The sequence below is a fragment of the Paenibacillus abyssi genome (genome assembly GCF_014640295.1).
In the GTDB taxonomy this organism is placed as follows: domain Bacteria; phylum Bacillota; class Bacilli; order Paenibacillales; family Paenibacillaceae; genus Paenibacillus_D; species Paenibacillus_D abyssi.
Genome location: NZ_BMGR01000018.1, coordinates 18,665 through 40,631 on the forward strand (window position 1 = coordinate 18,665; position 21,967 = coordinate 40,631).

The 21,967-nt window shown below is 41.9% G+C and carries 21 protein-coding genes and 1 pseudogene; 21 read left to right on the forward strand and 1 reads right to left on the reverse strand.

Translation table 11 applies throughout. The features are described 5' to 3' along the window. The first annotated feature begins 136 nt into the window (after positions 1 to 136). The 10 genes and pseudogenes from IEW11_RS21725 (at position 137) to IEW11_RS25250 (ending at position 11,306) form a co-directional block, all read left to right on the forward strand. Positions 137 to 2,269, forward strand: coding sequence for a type I restriction-modification system subunit M (locus IEW11_RS21725; RefSeq protein WP_188533186.1), 2,133 nt, complete (start codon positions 137 to 139; stop codon positions 2,267 to 2,269). Beyond that, positions 2,266 to 3,702, forward strand: coding sequence for a restriction endonuclease subunit S (locus IEW11_RS21730; RefSeq protein ID WP_188533187.1), 1,437 nt, complete (start codon positions 2,266 to 2,268; stop codon positions 3,700 to 3,702). Before IEW11_RS21725 ends, IEW11_RS21730 begins: the two co-directional genes overlap by 4 nt. Beyond that, positions 3,702 to 6,668 (forward strand): type I restriction endonuclease subunit R, encoded by a 2,967-nt coding sequence (locus IEW11_RS21735; RefSeq protein WP_188533188.1) that lies wholly within the window; start codon positions 3,702 to 3,704, stop codon positions 6,666 to 6,668. Before IEW11_RS21730 ends, IEW11_RS21735 begins: the two co-directional genes overlap by 1 nt. Before the next feature lie 40 nt (positions 6,669 to 6,708). Beyond that, a pseudogene (locus tag IEW11_RS21740) lies at positions 6,709 to 6,945 on the forward strand (YdbC family protein). A 348-nt stretch (positions 6,946 to 7,293) separates the two neighbouring features. Further along, positions 7,294 to 9,033 (forward strand): ATP-dependent nuclease, encoded by a 1,740-nt coding sequence (locus tag IEW11_RS21745; RefSeq protein ID WP_188533189.1) that lies wholly within the window; start codon positions 7,294 to 7,296, stop codon positions 9,031 to 9,033. A 459-nt stretch (positions 9,034 to 9,492) separates the two neighbouring features. Next, positions 9,493 to 9,693 (forward strand): hypothetical protein, encoded by a 201-nt coding sequence (locus IEW11_RS21750; RefSeq protein WP_188533190.1) that lies wholly within the window; start codon positions 9,493 to 9,495, stop codon positions 9,691 to 9,693. 12 nt (positions 9,694 to 9,705) lie between these two features. Further along, complete coding sequence (locus IEW11_RS21755) at positions 9,706 to 9,909, forward strand: hypothetical protein (protein WP_188533191.1); 204 nt, start codon at positions 9,706 to 9,708, stop codon at positions 9,907 to 9,909. 355 nt (positions 9,910 to 10,264) lie between these two features. Continuing rightward, positions 10,265 to 10,735: a GNAT family N-acetyltransferase gene (locus IEW11_RS21760; RefSeq protein WP_188533192.1), complete on the forward strand. Its 471-nt coding sequence runs from the start codon at positions 10,265 to 10,267 to the stop codon at positions 10,733 to 10,735. A gap of 56 nt (positions 10,736 to 10,791) precedes the next feature. Beyond that, positions 10,792 to 11,109, forward strand: coding sequence for a histidine phosphatase family protein (locus IEW11_RS25245; RefSeq protein ID WP_308422759.1), 318 nt, complete (start codon positions 10,792 to 10,794; stop codon positions 11,107 to 11,109). A 5-nt stretch (positions 11,110 to 11,114) separates the two neighbouring features. Next, positions 11,115 to 11,306 (forward strand): histidine phosphatase family protein, encoded by a 192-nt coding sequence (locus IEW11_RS25250; protein WP_308422760.1) that lies wholly within the window; start codon positions 11,115 to 11,117, stop codon positions 11,304 to 11,306. Between the two features lie 126 nt (positions 11,307 to 11,432). On the opposite strand, the gene IEW11_RS21770 is transcribed toward IEW11_RS25250, so the two are convergent. Then, positions 11,433 to 11,804: a hypothetical protein gene (locus IEW11_RS21770; RefSeq protein WP_188533193.1), complete on the reverse strand. Its 372-nt coding sequence runs from the start codon at positions 11,802 to 11,804 to the stop codon at positions 11,433 to 11,435. A gap of 178 nt (positions 11,805 to 11,982) precedes the next feature. On the opposite strand from IEW11_RS21770, the gene IEW11_RS21775 reads away from it, so the two are divergent. The 11 genes from IEW11_RS21775 to IEW11_RS21825 all read left to right on the forward strand — a co-directional run bounded on the left by IEW11_RS21775 (position 11,983) and on the right by IEW11_RS21825 (position 21,552). Continuing rightward, positions 11,983 to 13,590 carry a phospholipase D-like domain-containing protein gene (locus IEW11_RS21775; RefSeq protein ID WP_188533194.1) on the forward strand — a complete coding sequence of 536 codons (1,608 nt, stop codon included), beginning with the start codon at positions 11,983 to 11,985 and terminating at the stop codon, positions 13,588 to 13,590. Positions 13,591 to 13,647: 57 nt separating this feature from the next. Further along, positions 13,648 to 13,977 carry an iron-containing alcohol dehydrogenase gene (locus IEW11_RS21780; protein WP_229725562.1) on the forward strand — a complete coding sequence of 110 codons (330 nt, stop codon included), beginning with the start codon at positions 13,648 to 13,650 and terminating at the stop codon, positions 13,975 to 13,977. Positions 13,978 to 14,106: 129 nt separating this feature from the next. After that, the gene (locus tag IEW11_RS21785) at positions 14,107 to 14,658 is read left to right on the forward strand and encodes a glutathione peroxidase (protein ID WP_188533195.1); all 552 of its coding nucleotides are present in this window, start codon (positions 14,107 to 14,109) and stop codon (positions 14,656 to 14,658) included. 234 nt (positions 14,659 to 14,892) lie between these two features. Then, positions 14,893 to 16,167, forward strand: coding sequence for a hypothetical protein (locus IEW11_RS21790; protein WP_188533196.1), 1,275 nt, complete (start codon positions 14,893 to 14,895; stop codon positions 16,165 to 16,167). Positions 16,168 to 16,231: 64 nt separating this feature from the next. Beyond that, positions 16,232 to 16,966, forward strand: coding sequence for an ABC transporter ATP-binding protein (locus IEW11_RS21795; RefSeq protein ID WP_188533257.1), 735 nt, complete (start codon positions 16,232 to 16,234; stop codon positions 16,964 to 16,966). Continuing rightward, positions 16,953 to 17,705: an ABC transporter permease gene (locus tag IEW11_RS21800; protein WP_188533197.1), complete on the forward strand. Its 753-nt coding sequence runs from the start codon at positions 16,953 to 16,955 to the stop codon at positions 17,703 to 17,705. Before IEW11_RS21795 ends, IEW11_RS21800 begins: the two co-directional genes overlap by 14 nt. 18 nt (positions 17,706 to 17,723) lie before the next feature. Next, entirely contained in the window at positions 17,724 to 19,157 is a 1,434-nt protein-coding gene (locus IEW11_RS21805; protein WP_188533198.1) for a sensor histidine kinase, read from the forward strand. Between the two features lie 17 nt (positions 19,158 to 19,174). Then, on the forward strand, positions 19,175 to 19,870 hold the full coding sequence (locus IEW11_RS21810; protein WP_188533199.1) for a response regulator transcription factor: 696 nt from the start codon (positions 19,175 to 19,177) through the stop codon (positions 19,868 to 19,870). Positions 19,871 to 20,372: 502 nt separating this feature from the next. After that, positions 20,373 to 20,633 carry a hypothetical protein gene (locus IEW11_RS21815; protein WP_188533200.1) on the forward strand — a complete coding sequence of 87 codons (261 nt, stop codon included), beginning with the start codon at positions 20,373 to 20,375 and terminating at the stop codon, positions 20,631 to 20,633. 14 nt (positions 20,634 to 20,647) lie between these two features. Continuing rightward, positions 20,648 to 21,031, forward strand: a complete 384-nt coding sequence (locus IEW11_RS25400; RefSeq protein ID WP_373289371.1) for a carboxylesterase family protein — start codon at positions 20,648 to 20,650, stop codon at positions 21,029 to 21,031. Positions 21,032 to 21,426: 395 nt separating this feature from the next. Continuing rightward, entirely contained in the window at positions 21,427 to 21,552 is a 126-nt protein-coding gene (locus IEW11_RS21825) for a recombinase family protein (protein ID WP_188533201.1), read from the forward strand. The last annotated feature ends 415 nt before the right edge of the window (positions 21,553 to 21,967 follow it).

The following is a 21,967-nucleotide window of genomic DNA, read 5'->3' on the forward strand; positions in this document are numbered from 1 at the left end:
CTGAATTCGATCAGGTGGGGTTTTCATATGAGGAAAGCAAGGTATGATTTTTCCAACGAATATCGAACAAGTGCCGCTTGAAATGATGTATAATAAGAGGGTCTTATGAGATATGTATTTATTGGAGGACTTATTAATGAATCACAAATTACATAATCAAATAGTTAATTTTATATGGGGCATTGCGGATGATTGTTTGCGTGACGTATATGTTCGTGGGAAATACAGAGACGTAATTTTGCCAATGACAGTTATTCGTCGTCTAGATGCGGTTCTTGAGCCGACAAAAGAAGCTGTGCTTCAAATGAAGGCTAACTTAGATAGTGCTGGTGTGATAAATCAAACTGCCGCGCTCTGTAATGTAGCAGGTCAAGCTTTTTGCAACTCTTCACCCTTCATGCTTAAAGACTTAAAATCAAGGGCAAAGCAGCAGCAGCTTAAAGCAGATTTTATTGAATACTTAGACGGTTTCTCCCCGAATGTGCAGGAAATACTTGAGAAGTTTAAGTTTAGAAACCAAATTGACACGATGATTGAAGCAGATATTTTGGGATTAATTATAGAGAGGTTTGTAAGCCCAACTATTAACCTAAGCTCTGAGCCTGTACTAGATGATAACGGTGAAATTAAACTCCCTGCACTTGATAATCATTCAATGGGAGTGATTTTTGAGGAACTTATTCGGAAATTTAACGAAGAAAACAATGAAGAAGCAGGGGAACACTTTACTCCCCGTGATGTTGTTGAGCTTATGGCAGATATCGCTTTTTTGCCGGTCGCAGATAAAATTAAAGATAGTTCATATTTAGTTTATGATGGTGCTTGCGGCACAGGCGGCATGCTGACAATTGCAGAAGAAAGGCTTCACCAGCTGGCGACAGAACATAACAAAGAGATCTCCATAAATTTGTTCGGCCAGGAGATCAACCCTGAAACTTATGCTATCACTAAAGCAGACATGCTGCTTAAGGGTGAAGGGTTGCAAGCTGAAAATGTTGCTTACGGGTCAACACTTTCCAATGATGGATTCCCAACGAATAGCTTCGACTTTATGTTATCAAATCCTCCTTATGGGAAGAGCTGGAAAACCGATTTAGAACGCTTAGGTGGCAAGGGAGATATCACAGATACTCGGTTTGTCGTAACGCATAATGGTGAAGCTGATTTTAAAATGATCCCCCGCTCTAGTGATGGGCAATTGCTGTTTTTGGCAAATAAAATAAGTAAGATGAAACATAATACAGAGCTTGGCAGCCGGATTGTAGAGGTACACAACGGCTCCTCATTATTCACAGGTGATGCAGGGCAGGGTGAGAGCAATCTCCGCAGATATGTCATCGAAAATGACTGGCTTGAAGCTATTATTGCACTTCCTGAAAATATGTTTTACAACACTGGAATTGCAACCTATATCTGGGTAGTAACAAATAGAAAAGCACCACACCGCCGCGGGAAGGTTCAACTCATTGATGCAACAAGCTTAAAAAGCCCTTTGAGAAAAAACTTAGGCAATAAAAACTGCGAATTTACACCTGAAATAAGAACACAAATTACCAATATGCTTATTGAATTTGCTCAAAATGAGCAATCGAAGATATTTGATAATAAAGAATTTGGGTATTGGAAAATTACGGTTGAAAGGCCGTTGCGGTTAAGTGTGGATTTAGCTAGGGAAAAGTTAGCTGATTTCAATTCGATTTGTGTAGCTCAAAAAGAAACGGAGATTATGACTGTAATTTCAGAGTTAGCCGAGAAACTTCAATACACAAAAATAAACGACTATAATTTGTTTGTTTCAGAATTAAGCAAGGTTGCTGATCGAATAAATGTCAAACTTTCCGCTAAACGATTGAATCTCATTAGGAATAGTTTAGCTCAGACCGATGAGAACGCTGAAAAAGTTATTAAGAAAATTCACAAGGCTGGAAAAATAGATGCTAATGATTTGTATGGTTTGTTTACTATTGATGTTGATGGCAAAACATGCATTGTGGAATATGAACCAGACGTGAATTTGCGTGATACTGAGCAGATCCCATTATTGTATATAGGAGGCATTGGACAGTTTTTAAAGGATGAAATCTTATCTTTTGCTCCTGATGCCTGGGTTGACGAAAGCAAAACACAAATAGGCTATGAAATCAACTTTACTAAATATTTTTATAAACCAGTAGAACTACGAACACTTGTTGAAATAAAAGCGGAGATTTACGAACTTGAGATTGAAACTGAAGGTTTATTAGAGCAAGTTATTGGAAGGAGAAAATGATGCTAGATGACCTTTTCCCATATTCGGAGTATAAAGATTCTGGTTTGCCGTATTTTGGACTAATCCCAACTCACTGGAAAGTCCTTAGGAATGGTCAAATCTTCTCACAACGTAATCAGACGGGATTTCCTGATTTGCCAATATTAGAGGTATCATTAAAAACGGGAGTTCGAGTGCGAGATTTTGATAATTCTAAGCGCAAACAAATTATGAGTGATCGTGGAAAGTACAAACGCGCGGCCAAAGGTGATATTGCCTACAACATGATGAGGATGTGGCAAGGAGCTGTCGGAGTTGCACCTGTCGATGGCTTGATAAGTCCAGCATACGTTGTGGCAAGTCCTTTTTCGGGAGTGGATAGTCGGTATTACTCATACCTTTTTCGAACTCAATCATATATGAATGAAGTAAATAAATACTCACATGGAATTGTTGCAGATCGTAACAGGCTATACTGGGATGAATTTAAACAAATGCCGTCATTATTCCCTCCGAGTGATGAACAAAAGAAAATTGCTGATTTCTTAGATGCCCATGGTAGGAAAGTCTCCCGACTCGTCCGGATTAAGAGAAGGCAAATTGAGCTACTCAAAGAATTAAAGCAATCTGTCATAAACGATGCGATATCGCGAGGAGTTAATACAAATATACAGTTAAAACCTTCTGGTATTGATGGGCTTGGGGAGATACCAGAACATTGGGAACTGGTTATGTGTAAGCGAATCCTTACTCTTTTAACTGATTACACTGCAAATGGCTCATTTGGTGATTTAGCAAAAAATGTGACATATCTTGATGCGGGATATGCTAGAGCTATTAGGCTAACAGATTTAAGAACCAACTTATTCAATCCAGGAGTATATGTCTCGGAGCATGCGTATAATTATTTGAAAAAGTCAAAATTGTTCGGTGGCGAGTTTCTCATCGCAAATGTTGGTGCACATGCTGGCTATGCATGTATAATGCCAAAGGTGAGTTATCCCGCAACTCTTGCTCCAAATATGATGATGGCAAAATTTAGGCAAGACAGGATATTGATAGATTTTATCGTAGAAGCGGTTAATTGTAATTATGTACAAGCCCAATTAAAAATTAAAGCAAATAAATCGGCAGCACAACCTAAAATAAATAAGGATGATTTTAAACAAGTAATTCTCGCAATTCCGAGCCTAGAAGAGCAGATCCAGATTTTGAATTACATCGCTTTAAAAACCGAAAAATTGAATAGGAGTATCGTAAGTATCGAAAATGAAATCAGCTTAATAATTGAATTCCGATCACGTCTTATCGCTGATGCAGTCACAGGCAGAAAACACATTGGAGAAATCGTTATAGGGGAAAGTTTAAGTGAAGATTCAGACCTAGACATAACTAATGATGATGCATTGATTGATAATGAAGATGTTGCAGATTTGGAGGAGTGTGAGGTGTAGTGCCAACCAACACCAAAGAGAGCGGACTTGAAACTCTGATAATAAATTATCTTGTGAACCAGAATGGATATGAGCAAGGTGAAAACAACGATTATAACAAAGAATATGCCATCGATGAAACACGATTATTTAGATTCTTGAGGAATACTCAACCTGAGAAACTAGAGACACTGGGTGTATTCAATAGTGATATCAATAAGACAAAGTTTCTAAATCGTTTGCAAGGTGAGATTGCAAAAAATGGCATCATTGATGTTCTAAGAAGCGGTATCAAGGTTTACCCGGTTACATTAGATTTATTCTACCTTACACCGTCAGAACAAAATAATAAGGCAAAAGAACTTTACGAAAAAAATATTTTCAGTGTCACGCGGCAGCTTATGTATGCAAGAGACAATACAAAGCTTGCCCTTGATTTTGCCATTTTTATTAACGGGCTCCCCCTTATTACTTGTGAGCTTAAAAACCGACTTACAAAGCAAAATGTAGAAGATGCAGTTTATCAGTACAAAACGGATCGGGACCCGCGGGAGCTTTTGTTTAATTTCGGCCGATGCATGGTGCATTTTGCGGTGGACGACAATGGAATCAAAATGTGCACGAAGCTTGATGGTAAAAAGTCGTGGTTTTTACCCTTTAACAAGGGCTTCAATGATGGTGCTGGCAACCCGCCTAATCCCGACGGGATAAAAACGGACTACTTGTGGAAACAGATCTTGAAAAAAGATGAGCTTTCAAACATCATTGAAAACTACGCACAAATCGTTGAGGAGAAAGACGAAGAGACAAAGAAAACTAAACGAACTCAAATCTTTCCACGGTATCATCAACTTTCGGGTGTTAAGGCCATCCTAGCGGACGTGAGCTCTAAGGGCGTTGGGCAAAAATATCTCATTCAACACAGCGCCGGCAGCGGCAAGTCAAACTCTATTGCATGGCTTGCACATCAGCTCGTCGCAGTTACAAAGGATGGGAAAAACATATTTGATTCGGTCATCGTCGTTACGGATCGAATCAATCTGGATAAACAAATAAAAAATACAATCAAGAGCTTTATGCAAGTTGCAAATACAGTTGGACATGCTGAAAGCTCCGGCGATCTTAAAAAGCTACTTCAAGACGGTAAAAAGATTATTATTACAATCGTGCATAAGTTTCCTTATATCCTTGAAGACATCGGAAATGAACAGCGAAAGAATAACTTTGCTATCATCATTGATGAAGCCCATTCCAGTCAAAGTGGTAATATGTCTGCCAAAATGAATATGGCATTGTCCGAAAATTATGAGGACGGTGAAGATGAAACAACAGAGGATAAGATTCTCAAAATATTAGAGGGGCGTAAAATGCTCTCTAATGCAAGTTATTTTGCTTTTACAGCAACTCCAAAGAATAAAACGCTTGAGATGTTCGGTGTCCCCTATCCAGCGGAGGGGAAAACAAAGCACAGACCGTTCCATATCTACACCATGAAGCAGGCGATTCAAGAAGGATTTATTATTGACGTGCTTAAAAACTATACCCCCATCAAAAGTTACTATAAAATTGCGAAAATAATCGAAGACGACCCGTTATTTGATAAGAAAAAAGCACAGAAAAAGCTGCGTAAATATGTCGAGTCGAATGAAACTGCCATTGGACTAAAAGCTGAGATCATGGTGGATCATTTTCACGATCAAGTCATACCCAAAGGTAAAATTGGCGGTCAAGCTCGAGCAATGGTTATTACGAGCAGCATTGAGCGGGCTATTCAGTATTTCTATGCTATCTCAGAGTATTTAGTAAAACGTAAAAGTCAGTATAAGGCTGTTCTGGCGTTCTCCGGCGAACATGAATATGGAGGTAAAAAGCTTACGGAAAGCAGTGTTAATGGCTTTCCAAGTAATGAAATCGAAAAGAAATTAAAGAAAGATCCGTATAGAATCTTAGTTGTTGCGAATAAGTTTCAGACCGGTTATGATGAGCCGCTGCTTCATACGATGTATGTTGATAAAATGTTATCGGATATTAAAGCGGTTCAAACATTATCAAGGCTTAACAGAGCTCATCCGCAAAAACACGATACTTTTGTCCTGGACTTTGCCAATGAAACTGAGACAATTAAAGAAGCTTTCTCCAAATACTACACAACTACGATTTTGTCAGATGTAACGGATCCAGATAAGCTCAATGATTTGGAAAGTGATATTAGGAGCTATCATGTATTTACGGATTACCATATTGATACTATTGTTGAGCTATATTTAAATGGAGCTGACCGGGACAAGCTTGATCCGATACTGGATGTTTGTGCAAAAATTTATGAAGATGATCTTGATGAGACAGAACAAGTCGACTTTAAAAGCAAGTCTAAGGCTTTCACAAGAACCTATGGTTTCCTAGCTTCCATCCTTCCATATGGAAATGCAGATTGGGAAAAGCTATCTATATTTCTATCTTTCCTGATCACAAAGTTGCCTGCACCAAAAGAGGAAGACCTGTCCAAAGGTATTCTTGAAGCGATTGATTTAGATAGCTATCGAGCGGAAGCACAGGCCACAATGTCGATCATTATGGAGGACTCACCAGCTTACGAAATAAATGCTGTTCCCACTTCCGCTATTGGTGTAAAGCCAGAACCAGAGCTTGATTTGCTTAGCAATATATTATCGAACTTCCATGACCTTTTCGGAAATATTCCTTGGAAGGATGAAGATCAGGTTAAGAAGCACATAGCAGGCATCCCAGAAATGGTTGCCAAGGATAAAGATTATCAAAATGCGATGAAAAATTCTGACAAACAAAATGCCAAGATCGAGAGCGAGAAGGCGTTAAACAAAGCGATCATTAACTTGATGACCGACAATATGGAGATCTTCAAGCAGTTTAACGATAATCAATCGTTTAAGAAGTGGCTTTCAGACATGGTGTTTACTGTCACTTATAATAGCAAAGGAGAAATATTTAAAGGTGACACGGCCGTATAGAGTCTCAGCTAACTGAAAGTGGATCGGAGTGTTAAACCTGATGGCAGAGATAAAATATTCGATTACAGAACAAATTGGAGTCTTATCAGAAGGTGCTAAGGGTTGGAAGAAGGAACTAAATCTGATAAGCTGAAATGACCGCGAACCAAAATGCGATATTCGCGAATGGTCACCAGAGCACGATAAATTGGGTAAAGGAATTACTTTGTCCAAAGAAGAGGCTATTGCCTTAAGAGATTTAATGAATAAATTTACTCAGGATTTTAAATCGATTTAAATTAAAGGGTATATCTTTAATGAAGTCCCGCACATTCAGTGGGGACTTTTTTGCTTTCTTGCAGGTAAACAATAAGTTTGGTCGAATAAGAAAAGTTAATGTTGTTAAACGCAAATCAAATGTGATTATTGATTACATAAAGAATATCGTCATATGGTTAAGGATGGCGAATTTTTTACTTTAGTTAGAACGTGATCTAGCGAAGCCCCTTGATAATGATTTCCACCCATGTCCTTTCATGGGATTAGGTGGGAAAGGACCTGCCTTAATAAAAAGTTAAAAAAGTTGTATTCGTCTTACATCCAATTAATGCTGTGTTAAAAGATACCACATTATCGGGGGCAGGAAATGAGATTAGATAAAATCAATATAAAAAATTTCAGATCAATTAATAATTGTACTGTTCAAAGTGGGAAAATTTCTGCTCTAGTTGGTGAGAACAACACAGGTAAATCTGGGGTTTTGAAAGCTTTGAATGTGTTTTTTAACTATGAAAAAGAGGAGTATTCTTTACTTGGAGGGATTCATCAATACTCAAATAAAAGCTTAGTAAAAATTGAGCTCACTTTTTCAGAGGTGCCAGAAAATGATCGATATCGGGATCTTATTAATCACGGTGAACTAACAATTAGGATGACTTATTCTTTTACTACGAAAAAGCGATCCCTGCATTATAAAAAGAATGGAAATTATGAAAATTTAAATGTTGAATTTATTGAATTATTAAAAGAGGATATTAACTATGTCCTCATTCCTCCAAACCGTGATCATAGACATGTCGTTTGGGCTGAAAATGCCTTATTAAAGATCGTTTTAGAGGAATTCCTTAAAAAGCATACCGCACGAAGAGACACCTTAACTCCTAAAGTTAAGGATGCAGCAAGGAATCTGGAACGGACTGCCTTATCTAAAGTCCAAGCTGAAATCGAAAAATATTACTCGATGAACCGGAATTTTAAATTTAAACTTAACTTTGATAAATTAATCGATTATTCTCTTCTACTAAACGATATCACGCTAGACATCGAAGAAAAGGGGCAAAAATATAACATTACCGAAAGTGGAAGTGGAATACAAAGTTTGACCATCATCGCACTTTATCGATATCTAGCAGAATTAAAACATAACAATATCATTTTAGGGATAGAGGAGCCAGAGATCAATTTACATCCTCAGGCTCAAAGGGAATTTATTAAATCCATTAAAGAGAACAAGAATGGTGCATCTAACGAGATCCAAATTGTCTTTACCACACACTCTGCCGTTATTGTCGATCAACTTGAACATGATGAAATCATTTTAATGAGGAAGGTAGAAGATGAAACCCGAGGGTTTAAAACTGAAGCTTATCAGGTTCCGAAAAATTTTTGGGAAAGGCATGAGCTTGAAGAGTTTAAATATTACCAGTTTTATAAGTACCGTAATAGTGAGTTTTTTTTCTCTAAATTTATCGTCGTTGTTGAAAGTAAGAATGATGCAGAAGTGGTGAAATATCTATTAAATGAACGAGATATCGATCCCGATTTGTATGGAGTCAGTATTATTAATTTAGAAGGTGTCACGAATTTAACCTACCCTTATTACCTTCTTAAATACTTAGGAATCCCATATTTTATAATTCTGGATAAAGATTTCTTTATCCCTTATTTAAATGGAGAACTGGACAAAAGCAGAAATGAAAATGGATTTCCTAAATATAAGTATGAATATAAAAACACAGCACTTATTGAAGAATTGATTCCAAAAGAACAAGATCGGGCAAAATTATTGAATTTATTCAAAACCAATCATAGCAAAGCGATGGATCTTCTTGAAAAATACAATATTATATCCATGAACTATTGTCTTGAGGTTGACTTAGTGGCCTCTGGTACAGCAACAAGAGTTTATTATGATAAACTGTTAGTTCCACCCGAAGAACAAGCGGCGAAAACGAAAAAGTATTTATTGACGCAAAGACATAAACAAATTAAAAAGATTGAAATTATTATGAGTGTTTTAAGGGAGCTTGACCATAAAAATCTTCCAAACTCATATAAAAGAATAAAAAAAGTGTTAGTTGAAAAAACACAAAACATGTATGATTAACTAGATTGCTTGAGCCCAGAAGAAAACGTTCAAAACGCTCATTAAATCCATTTTTTTGGCGGTACAGTAATAAAATCGGAAAAAATCATTAAGCTGCCATGAGACTTGGTAGATTGATATGGAATTATTTTCAGTGACCGCCTGAATGGTGGTCATTTTTATTTTAAATAAGTTAAAGATGGAGAATTGATGATTTAATGATTAAGAGTGAAAATAAAGCCAGAGATTTGTCCAAATTGTTATTCAGACTGTTAGTTTAGCATTCTTGACTTGACTCTCGAATTAAATTTGCGGAACGAAAACCAAAAACATCGATATTCAACCGAAATTGGTTGAAAAAATTGTGTAAATATTATTTCTCTATACTCATCACTAAATTTCCTTTTTTGACCACGATTAATTTTATGGCTTAGTATTTAGATTAACCCCAGGGATTTAACTTTGGAGAGAGTGACGTACATGCAAACTAATTGGTATCTGATCACCGGCAATTTAGATGAGATCATGATTGTCAAAACGACAGATGAAAAAGCTGAGCAACTGGCTGAGGAGTTCCTAGAAAGTCTCGAATACGATGTTTACTGCTTAAACGGGCCAGAGGAAGCGTTGGAGCTTTTAAAATCTTCACAATTGGACAGGTCTGGACAAAGAAAGAAATGAGGTAATAATTCGATGGATGATCTTCAAGTATCATTTACTATTACTACTGATGCAGGAACAACGGCTTTTAACACAATAAGTGAACTGGAGCAGCCACTTCAAAGGCATCTGTTGAATAGGTTGAAACTGATAATGCAAACTGCCGCAGAAGCTCTCCTGGCCCAACTAATTGGCAGTGAAGAGGCAGAAAAATACGTTGTGGTCGTATCAGAATAATTATGAATAAAAAACAAAGACATAAGCGGTCCGACTTAACAATAATTTACACCCCTCAGAGCAATTATCAAGAAAGTGAGATAAGGGCGGCGATTAATGAATTAGATAAACCCTTAAAACCGAGGGACGGAGAACGTTAGTTTAACCGGTAGCCGGATTTTCGGAATTAGACTACAAAAACACGAGCAATCAAAGAAAAAAGCAATTCGTTCCTTGCGGAAATGGGCTGCTTTTTTGCATTGCTCCACGCGCGGCGAATCGGGTGAGACGGGCAAATTTGGCAAGATCCGCGGGTCTTGATGTTTTTTATAGGTAATCTAGGCTGATTTTCTAATTCTTAAATGGGGAGGAACATATGTATAACTATCGATCTTTACAAAAAAATGATCTTGAAACTATTTGCTCTTTTCCGAAAAGCGAAGAGGAATTATATTATATGTTCCCTAAAGCGACATACCCGTTAACACCAAAACAAATTGAGGAAGCCGTTAAAAGTAGATTGGAACCCACTGTTGTTTTGTTTAATAATGAAGTTGTGTCCTACGCTAATTTTTATGATCATGATGGTGAATCTTGTTGGCTAGGCAACGTCATTGTGTCCCAGGATTATCGAGGAAAAGTTGTGTCTCAATTTTTAATTGAAACTATGGAATCAATTGCGAAACAAAATATGAATGTAAATAAACTGAAACTGGTCTGTCATAACACTAATACACGGGCAATTTTATTTTATAAAAAGCATGGGTTTAGACCTTTCGATATCTCTATAAGAGTTAAGCCATCAGGGGAATTTATTGCTGGTATACATATGGAAAAGATTCTTTAAGATTAAACTAACCTCTGGAATAGGCATTTAACGGGATTCTTTAAGGGGCGGCAGAAATGGCAACCACAGTAGCGCTTATTAGGCACGGAGTGACCGTATGGAATAATCTTGGCAAGGCTCAAGGTGTTTCCGATATACCTTTTAACGAAGAAGAAGGAATAAAGCAAGCTACTGCATTGGCTAATAGACTTTCAGGCGAAGAATGGGACATTATTTTCTCCAGTAATCTGACGAGAGCTAGGCAAACGGCTGAAATCATACGGCAATCTTTAGGAGTAGACTCTGTATTCATTGATGAGCGTATTAGAGAAATTAATTGTGGTCTAATTGAGGGTACCACCGAGGAAGAACGCATCGATCGTTGGGGGAGTTAATTGGCGTGAGCAAAATCAAACATACTGATAAAAGAATTTTAATTGTAAGTCATGGGGCATTGATTGGTTTGTCATTGCAACATCTTTTGCCTCAACGATTTAAAAGAACGTTTATTGAGAATACCTCTTTAACCATCCTTACGCACACTAACAACGATTGGGCATGTCAATTATACAACTGTACCAAGCATCTTTAGCAAGTGTGGATTAAGCTACCCCGAAAATTACTCATAGCAGAGACCCAAAAATGGCAGCACGAAACTAAGCCCAGCTTTAATGGTTTTTACAAACTGTGCTTGCTTGGTCGTATGGGAAGTAGAACGTTAAGAGGCTTGTGAGGCAGATAACGCCGCTTGAAAACTAAGATTCTCGAGCTTTCGTAAAGCTTGTCTGACGATCGCTTCTTGCTGCCGCTGTTCGAAGTAATGGCTGCCTAAATCTTTGTAATCCTCTTTACGTGTGAGAAGATAATACACAATACCCATAATGGAGTGGGCGACAGCTACGGCTGCCCGGTGTCTGCCTTTTCGTGCGGCAATCCGCCGGTACTGGGCTCCCAGGTAGTTGTCGGATCTGCATACGGAGTGGGCGACTTCAATCAGTGCCGCTCGGAGATATTTGTTGCCCTTGCGCGTTTTCGGATCTTCTTCGCCCTCGATCATGGCGCCCATCATATCGCGGCTGCTAACGCCCATAATGTCATTTGCATTGCGCGCATATTCAACCTACAGGTCGAAGAGGTTTTCACTTATGAGGGATGAGGGCGCTCGTTTGATCGCGTCTTTTTTTCACTTCCCGATTATCCGGCCGGATTACGGGTAATGGTTGTCAAACCACTATACAAACATGACTCTGGTGCAAGGAGGCGGTTCGATGAATACTAACGCAGGCAAAATTGCGCTGCAGGACTGGGATGGCAAGCTGCGCAAGGCGATGGTGGATTTCATGAACTATCTGTTATCGGGAGGACCGCTGGACAAAATTGTCGAGGGCGCGCAGGCGGCGGTTGAGTATGCCGATGTGCATTTTCCGCGCGGGGCTGCTGTCCGGTATCGCCAGTCGGTCGGCGGCATTTTCACCGCATGGGAGCAGCTGTGCGATTTGCCGGGCATCGGCCCGAATTGTCTTGAGCAGCTGGCTTATCTGGTGGACGGACTTGATCTTGCCAAGCTGGATGCGCTTGTGCCGGACACGACGAGTAACAACCGGGTCGAGGCTTTCGTTAACGGGCCCGATAATCTCCGGGTGCTGCTGGAAGAGATCGGCCGGGCGAAAAGGTACATCCACCTGTCTGTCATGCTGTTTTACAACGACCGGTCAGGCGCTCTTGTTGCGGAGGCGCTGCTTGCGGCGCTGGCCCGCGGCGTCAAGGTGAGGCTCATGGTGGATTACGGGGTCACGGCGTTTGGCTATAACAAGAACCTGAAGGTCGGTGAATTCGGCGGCCTGGCGGAGAAGCTGGAGAAAGCCGGCGCGAAGGTCATCAACACGTTCAAAACCTGCTACGACGGCGGCGAATGGCCGGCCAAACGCGCGGAGCTTGCGGAGAAGGGCGTGCCGGAGAGCCACCTGTTCCTCCAGGATTTCGTCCAGGAGGTCATGGTGCTGGGCCTGAACGTCGTGAACCATCGCAAGTTCATGATCGTCGACGGCGTGACGTCCGTGATCGGCAGCATGAACATTGGGGATCAATACACGTACGAGACGCCGATCCGTGAAACGCCTGGAAGATTCGCCCAGGGCCGCGCGTTAGGCGTGCCGTCGGGCGAAGAGGAGTGGCATGACGGCTGTTTCCGGATCCGGGGCGCATGCGCGGGATCGCTCAACCGGTTGTTCGCGTTCCAGTGGATCGTGTTGGGCGGCGACATTTTCGATCCGAAGGATGAATTCTATGCCGCACAGGAGGACCTGCATTTCGGTGACGAGGAGTGCACGCTGGTAGCCAGCTTTCCCGGCAATCCGGTGAATCTGATCCAGAGCTATTATCTTTCGCTGCTGGCTCATGCCGGGGACGAGACGATCATTGTCAACCCGTACCTGATCGACGAGAAGTTCTGGGAGCAGCTCAAGTCGTTGGATGCGGAGCAAGCGCAGCATATCACGATCTGCAACCCGCTCCATGTGAACGATCACCCTACCAACCTGGCCGCCGTACGCAGCCATATGTACAGGCCGTTCCGCAAAGGTGTTTCGTTCTACGACTATAGCAAGACGGAACGCTTCGCTCACTGGAAAATCACCTACGACAAGCGGTCCGACTGCGTCTTCCACGGCTCATACAATATTAACGAGCGCAGCGCCTGCCATGACTTTGAGCTTGGTGTTCTGGTCCGGGGTCGGGCGTTTGCGGATACCGTCCGCGGCATGATCGCCCATGACCTGGAGGTGTCGGAGCGGATCACGGAAGACAAGGCGTTCTTCAAGCATCCCGCGCTGCATCTCACCACGTACCTGAATAAGTGGACGAAGGATTTGACGTAGCGGTTGCCGGTCACATGGGAGGGTCAACGCACAAATCAGCCTCGCGCCGTCTCCGGCGTGAGGCTGATTGATTGTCATGCGCGATTCTTCTTTCGTGTTGATTGTCACAGGAGACGCTGTAAAAGCGGAGCGATTTTTAAAATCCCGCACGGTTTGGCAAATGCCTTGTATCTCCCGTACGTAATTGAGTTTAATAAGAAGGCGGACAGTAAGCGGTATGCGGATATCGCAAGAATGCTGGGCCTCAGCGGCAGTACGGACGACCAGTTAGTTGACACATTAACAGATTTGCTTCGCCGGTTAAACAAAGCGCTGAACCTCCCGTTAACACTTCCTGCAAAAATGATTTTGACAAAAAGATTCAGGTTTAATTTGAATGCCAGTTGAATTAATGTATAACCTTTTGTATAATGTTTGTATAATTTAGGGAGGTGGTTTTCTCCCTGAGTTATGCAATCATTGTGATCCACCATATTTACAGAGATTATACAAATGCGAGAGAGGGAGTAGAAACTGGTGAATATTTACGACTTTAAAGCAACAGCTATGAATGGCAAGGAAATTTCATTAGAAGCGTATAAAGGCAAGGTTATTCTTGTAGTAAATGTTGCAAGCCGATGCGGATTTACCTTTCAGTATAAAGAATTGCAGGAGCTCTATGAGCAGTACAAGGATCAAGATTTTGTGATTCTCGGCTTCCCTTGCAACCAATTTGCCGACCAAGAACCGGATGATAACGAGAAGGTTCATGCGTTCTGCACGTTGACCTACGGCGTTAGCTTCCCCATGTTCCAGAAGGTGAATGTGCGCGATGAAGATGCTCATCCCCTGTTTACATACCTTGCAGATTCCAAGCCATTCGAGGGATTTAATGAGGGACATCCTGTTGCCAAAATCTTGATTTCGTTAATTAACGAGAAACTGCCTCATTATATGGAGGGCAATTCAATCAAATGGAATTTCACGAAATTCCTTATCGGTCGCGACGGTCAAGTCCTCAATCGATTCGAATCCACAACAGAGCCTTATGAAATGAAACCTTTCATTGAAGCGGCTCTGCAAAAATAAAAACCAACCTATACCACGGCGGCCTGACTTTAGGCTGCCTTTACCTTTATGTTCTAACGGGATATGATCATTCAGAGCTGCCGGATAACACCGGCAGCCTTTTTGCCTTTCTTGTTACCCGCCCCGGCCTGAGTTTATTTTTTGTTAATAGTTTATTTAGATGGATTCAATAAGCCCCGTATATAATGAAATACAAGGAGACGTTTCCCCAATATGAAATAAAGGAGATCCGAGATGAAACTTAGCAAAAAAGCAGTAACCGCCCTCTCATTTACGATCGGAGCATGTGTTTTTATATCGACGGCTTTTGCCGATATGGCGCTTGGCTCAGGTTACGACCAATTAAAGGGCAGCATCAAAAATACCGCCGCGCAGATGGAGAAGGGCTTGAACAACTACACGATCGAGACCCTCATTACGCTGAAGGATAACGGTCAAACCATGGTTCAGACCTCCACATTAGAAAAGATCGATAATGAAAAGCAGGCGTCGGAAAGATCGACAACGACACAACAAACGAATGGCGAAACCAGAACCAACTACTCTTATACCGATCAGAAGTTCTCGGTTTGGAAAAGCGGTGAGGAGGACAAATATTATGTCATGGAATACCCCGTTGATTCGAGCAGGGAGAACTGGAATCGGTTTGATAATCCTTTTAACCAAAGCGGAGCAGCGGAAATCGAGAAAATCGTTGACGCATTGGTTGGCGGTCTAAAAGATTATGTACAGGTTGAAGAACGGCCCGAGGGAGGACGGGCGTACTCCGGAAGCTTGTCCGAGGCGCAGGTGCCTGCCGCAGTAAACGCCGTCTCTTCTTTCGGGATCAAGCAGCTCATTAGTGACCAAAGCCGCATGGAACGAGATTCGAAGCTGCCCCAAATGGAAAGCGATATTTTCGTTAAAAAGGTATCGGGCACAGCAGTTGAGAACAACGCGGGACTGCTGGAAAAAATGACGGGAGATGTTACTCTCTCCGGCATAGATAAAAGCGGAGCACAGCATGATATCACGCTGAACGTCGTTCTCAAGCTGTCCGATATTGGAAATACACAGGTTGCAATGCCCGATCTGACAGGCGCAAACATCGAGAAGGTAAGCCAGTCCGGCGGCTTCAGCAGCAAGCATGTGGGAACATATCAAAATAACATCGTGATCGAAAAAGACGGGGAATTCGTGAAAATCGGCGAGCGGATTCTTGAAATTACAAGTGTGGAAAATAAAAAAGTGACAGGCAAGTATTACGAAACGGTGAAGCCCGGATTCGAAGCCGAATATCCTAATGCGTATAACTTCAGCTTTGAATATACGCCGGACAATTCAAACCCGATGTCCTTTTTCACGTATACGAATGCGCAAGGGGAACAGGAGAACGGGCAAATTCATCCGAACGACCTCGGAATGCTTTACCTCGATCTGAACGTTGAAATTATGGATGAGCACTCTTATAGATCCAACGTTGATATCCAATATTTCAACGGCGAATTTAACCGCGTATTTGAAGAGTAACAAGGGGGCTGTCCCTGAAGTGGACTTTTCGCTTCAGGGACAGCCGTGCCCAATTTATTGGAGGATGCGATCATTGACGAATAAAGCGATTGAAATAACCGATCTAGCCAAGGTCTATACGAACGGCAGGGGAATCAGCGATTTGAATTTGGTTGTCGATCAAGGCGATATATTCGGTTTTTTGGGGCCCAACGGCGCCGGAAAGACGACCGCGATGAAAATGATGACGGGTCTTATGAAGCCCGACCGCGGCGATGTGAAGATTTTTGGCGCAAGCATTACCGAAGACTATGTGAACGCGATGAAGCATGTGGGCTGTATTATCGAAACGGCGGAGTCGTATCCGTATTTAACGGCTAACGAAAACCTGAAGTTGTTTGCCCGGTATTATCCGGGGGTCGATCAGCGAAGAATCGACGAATGTCTCCAAATTACCGGGATGTTAAAATATAAAAATGAAAAATCGAAAAAGTTCTCGCTTGGCATGAAACAAAGGCTCGGTGTGGCGGCTGCGATTCTATCAAAGCCGAAGCTGTTAATATTGGACGAACCTTTGAACGGACTTGATGTCGAGGGTATGCTGGATATGCGGAAAATGATTAAACGGCTAGCCGAAGAAGGTACAACGTTCTTTATTTCCAGTCACCTGATTCATGATGTGGAGCTTACCTGCACCAGAATCGGAGTGGTATACGGCGGGAAGCTGGTCAATGTGGAATATACCCGCAACATCCTAACCAATTATTCGTCGCTCGAAAATTATTTTGTTAGCGAGGTAGACCGAAATGGCAGGGTTTAAGGCTGCATTTGTAAACGAATCCATCAAGTTGTTGAAGAAGAAAAAAATAATCGCGGCCGCCGTCCTGTCCATCTTTGCCGTTTTGATTGGACAAATTGCCGTAACGGCGATTAAGCATGGCTTTGGATTAAGAGTTGTAGGCAGTACCGAATTTCCTCTAGTGGTTCTGTCGGGATTTACATACACGATCCTGCCGCTTTTTGCGATCTTTGTTGCGATCGATATGTTTAACGGCGAATTTTCATCCAATACAATGAAAATAACGCTGGCAAGGCCGGTTTCCAGATTCGGCGTTTTCAGCGCGAAGGTATTGAATTTGGCCCTGTTCATTGCGGCGAACCTGCTGTTTGTGATGATCATTGCATTACTTGCCGGATTCATCTTTAATCCTTCGTCCGCCAGCTTGTCGGGGATCGTAAGCGTCGTCTTGTCCTATGCCGCAACGTTTTTTCCTGTTTTTGTATTTGCCCTTCTCGTTGTATTGCTGTCTAATATAATAAGGGGAGGACTGGCGGTATTTTTTCTCTCGATTATGGTGTACATCGGATTTAACTTTATAGGCATTGTTTTTTCCAATTATTCGAGTTTTTTGATGACCTCCATGTTTGACTGGTATACGCTCTGGATTTCGGAAACCGCCAACGTTTTTAAAATTTTCCGCCAGATCCTTATTCTTTTTGGCTGTGGTATCATGTTGTTTACGGCGGGTTATTATTTGTTTGACCGCAAGGATGTATAGTATAGAAAGGTAATCCACATGCAATTAACCAAACGTTTTTTTATGATGAACGCGCTGACCGTGCTTGTTTCAGTAACCGTAACTGTTTTGGCCGTTATTATATTTGTTGCCGCTTATACGAAAGTGATTGGCCCGGAAGCGGATATGGGCGAGTTGAAACGGATTTTTGAAGTCCGGTCGGGGATCGGCGAGATCATAAGGTCGGCGCAGACCCTCGAGTTCGAACAGCTGCTTGATACCGGGTTTCAGCGGGAGCTGTCCGATCATGTCCGTGTTTTGGGCGCGAACGCCGTTATTTTGAAAAACCGGGAGGTCCTGTATTCCACACAACCATTCAAAGCGATCGATATTGAAAAAAGCTTGATGCTGTCCGACAATACGCCTAATCAGGATACGCTGGAGCTCGACGGCACAACCTTTATATTCGCCAGAGCGGACTATAGCCTTCATTTGGGAGATGAAGGCGTTTTGCTGCTGCTTGCGCCGATCGAGCTTAATACGGGCTTTTACCTGTTTCTTGGCATTTTTACGGTCGGTTTTTTCATTCTTTCGTTTTTGATCATGAACTTTTGGGTTTCCTACCGCTTCTCGCGGGGAATCATTACACCGATTTCCAGACTGAGAGACGCCTCCGCTAAAATTAGTGAAGGCGATTTAAGCTACGAGATTGCGGAGGATGGCGATGATGAGGTCAGAGAACTGAGCAGAACGCTGGAGCTCATGCGGATCAAGCTGAAGGAGTCCGTTTATTTGCAGCAGAAATACGACGAAAACCGGAAATTTCTGGTGTCCAGCATCTCTCACGACTTAAAGACCCCCGTTACTTCGATTAAAGGGTATATCGAGGGCATTATCGACGGGGTGGCCGCAACACCGGAAAAAATGGAGGAATACCTGGAAACGGCGCGGTCCAAGACGATTCTGGTGAACGCCATGATTGACGATCTTCTCCTGTATTCCAAGCTGGATTTGAACCAAATTCCTTATCATTTTGAGCGCACGAATCTGGAGCAATATTTCGAGGATTGCGTTTCGGACTATCGTCATCAATATGAAAGGGCTAATATAAGACTTGATCTTATCAGCGAGTTGAAGGAAGTCGTCCATGTCTTAATTGATAGAGAAAGGTTGAAGCGGGTCGTTCAAAACATTCTGGATAATGCCGAGAAGTATATGGGGAAGACGGACGGCCAGGTTGCGATTCACTTAAGGGAAACCCGGACGTCCGCTATAATCGAGATCAGGGATAACGGAAAAGGAATACCCGAGAACGACCTTCCGCATATTTTTGAACGCTTTTACCGCGCGGACCCGTCAAGAGGGAGCGCGGACGGCAGCGGCCTTGGGCTGGCGATTGCCAAACAAATTGTGGAAGGCCACGACGGGAAGATCTGGGTTAGAAGTACGGTCGGGGAAGGCACCGGTATGATGATATCTCTGAAAAAAGGTTAGTATTTTTGGAGGCTGCGATGAGAAGGATACTGATTGTTGAGGACGATCCAAGTATTGCCAATCTGCAAAAGGATTACCTGGAGCTGAGCGGCTATACGGTTAAGATCGTGAATAACGGAAGCGACGGTTTGACAGCGCTTCGGGAGAAAGCGTTTGACCTTATTATTCTGGACATCATGCTGCCGGGGATAGACGGGTTTGAGGTTTTGAGGACCATCCGGGAGAAGGAAGACATTCCCGTGCTTCTCGTATCGGCGAGGGCGGAGGAGATTTATAAAATTAACGGTCTCGGTCTCGGCGCGGACGATTACATTACAAAGCCGTTCAGTTCCGGTGAACTGGTTGCCAGGGTGAACGCCCATCTGAAGAAATTTGAGCGGATGAAAGAAAGGTTCGGCAAGCCTGACGAAGGGGGCAAGCTCCAGGTAAGGGGACTGGAGATCCAAAGGGATGCCAGACGGGTTTTTGTGAACGGGAACGAGGTCACCATGGCGCAAAAGGAATTCGACCTGCTCCTGTTTCTGCTGCAAAATGCCAATCGGGTATTCAACAAGGAAGAGCTTTTTGAACGGATCTGGGGCATGGATGCGCTGGGCGACGCGTCGACGGTTACGGTACATATCGCCCGGATCCGGGACAAAATCGAGGAGAACCCGTCCAAGCCGCAATATATCGGTACGGTTTGGGGATCGGGGTACCGGTTTATGGTTTGAACATTCCCGCAGCCTTTAAAGGAGTGGGAACAGAAAATAAAAGAAATGATTCCTTCATATGGCGAGACTCTGCTCAAAAAAAAGAGACAAGCAAGATAAAATCTTGCTTGTTCGTTTTATTCATTAACTTCTGTTATGGCTTGTACAAAGACACTGTATCCGGTTTCTTTTTTTGATAATGAAAACGAAGCCACGACTTTTGATTTTTCAATGTAGTACAAGATTTAAGAAAGCGGAGCGGTTCATTGACGTGGAGAGGCGGACATTGCAAGCTGTCCTGCTGTCAGCCCCTAAACGTAGCGACCCAACGGGGATGGCGGCTGAGCTCACTAACAGTGTCCAATAGAGGCTCCAGGTCAATGATACTTTGAAGTATTCATTCAAGAAGTTAATGTTAGGGGCAGTTACGTAATAATTAGTAGTCAAGTGTAAAAGGAGGATTTTTACAGTTCAATTTCGAACATAACAGCATCAGGCTTCGCGATTGAATGGGGGTTAAAAAATGGCAGTTACAAATCATTCGTTTTACAAGGATACACCTACGAACGTGAGTATGAACTATCAATTGTTTTTACCACATGATTTTGAACCAAAAAAAGAAAAAAAATATCCATTAATTCTGTTCTTACATGGTGTCAAAAAACGTGGGGAGGATATTAGCCTATTAAATAATTACGGGCTTACTTGGATTGCAGAAAGTAAAACGGACTTCCTTTTATTGTTGTTACCCCACAATGCCCAACAGATTCAAATTGGTCATTAGAATATCGCCTGGTCATAGCCTTAGTTGATGAAATAATCTCAAATTATCCAGTTGATTTAGACAGGGTGTATTTATCCGGATTTAGTATGGGTGGGAACGGAACATGGGACTTTGCTTCAAGGTCGCCAGAACTATTTTCAGCCATAGTTCCAATTTCAGGGTGGTTTGAGCCCGATAAGGCTATGTTACTAAAGAATGTCCCAATATGGGCATTTCATTGTGTGGACGATGATGTTGTCCATGTTTCAGGAACAGAAAATATGGTAAAGGCTTTAACAAATATAGGAGGGAATATCAAAGTCACTTATTACTCCGGATTAAAACACGACCATAAAGTATTCCATGAGACATACAATAATGCTGAACTTTATACTTGGCTATTAACTCACAAAAAATAGTAATCATCACTTTGGGGATTCATGGTTAGCTTGGAATTCACCGCCTATTGATTATTAGGGCGGTTTTCTTTTAGTCAAAAAAGAACTTCAAACAATTAAAAGCTTCTGAATTGACGGAGGAAATGGTCAATTATACTCTTGAAGAGGTGTCAGATGTCGAGAAATCAAAAATAAATCTTTTTTAGTCTGTTTTGAGAAAATAAATCGGAATTTCGCGCAAATCGGATTTTCTATTTTGTTTTATTGCTGGCAATGAATTGTTGATTCAATCGCGTGAGGAACTAAAGAAGCAAGAGTTAATTAGTGTGCTTGCCGAGCTTATTAAAAACTATACCCAAAAGAAACAACAAGGATAAAAACAATCAAAGCCGCACGAGGCTCAGGAGGAAACAAAAATGTCGTTTTATACATCAGTGGTAGTCAAGAAAAAGAGAGTAGCAATTTACGTCAGGGTGTCTACAGAAGAGCAAAAGAAAGAGGGATTCTCTTTAAGCGCCCAAGAAGAAGCATTAAGAAAATAATGCGAGGCTAGGGATATGAAGTTTATTATGTGTACGTAGATGGTGGGTGGTCGGGCAAAGATTTTAACCGTCCCGGGATGCAACAAATCTTGATAGATTTAAGAAAGGACAATTTGCATCCACTTACAACAGGTTATCGGAGAATGTGAGGTTGAACTATCCCAAGTTCAACAGATTATCCGAAACCTAGAAAGAGAGATTGACAAAGCAAGAGATGCGGTAAACATCAACAAGGAATTAATTATTGAGGCATTGAAACAATTTAACGAGTTGTTCAATGGTGCTTTAAATGAAGAGAAAAAAACTTTGCTTCGTGCATTAATAAAAGAAGTACATATGGAAAGCGATAGAAAGACCCTTAAGAAAATCGTCCTCTGGTTCTTGGAGGACGATGATTTCACGGAATGTGGTTTAC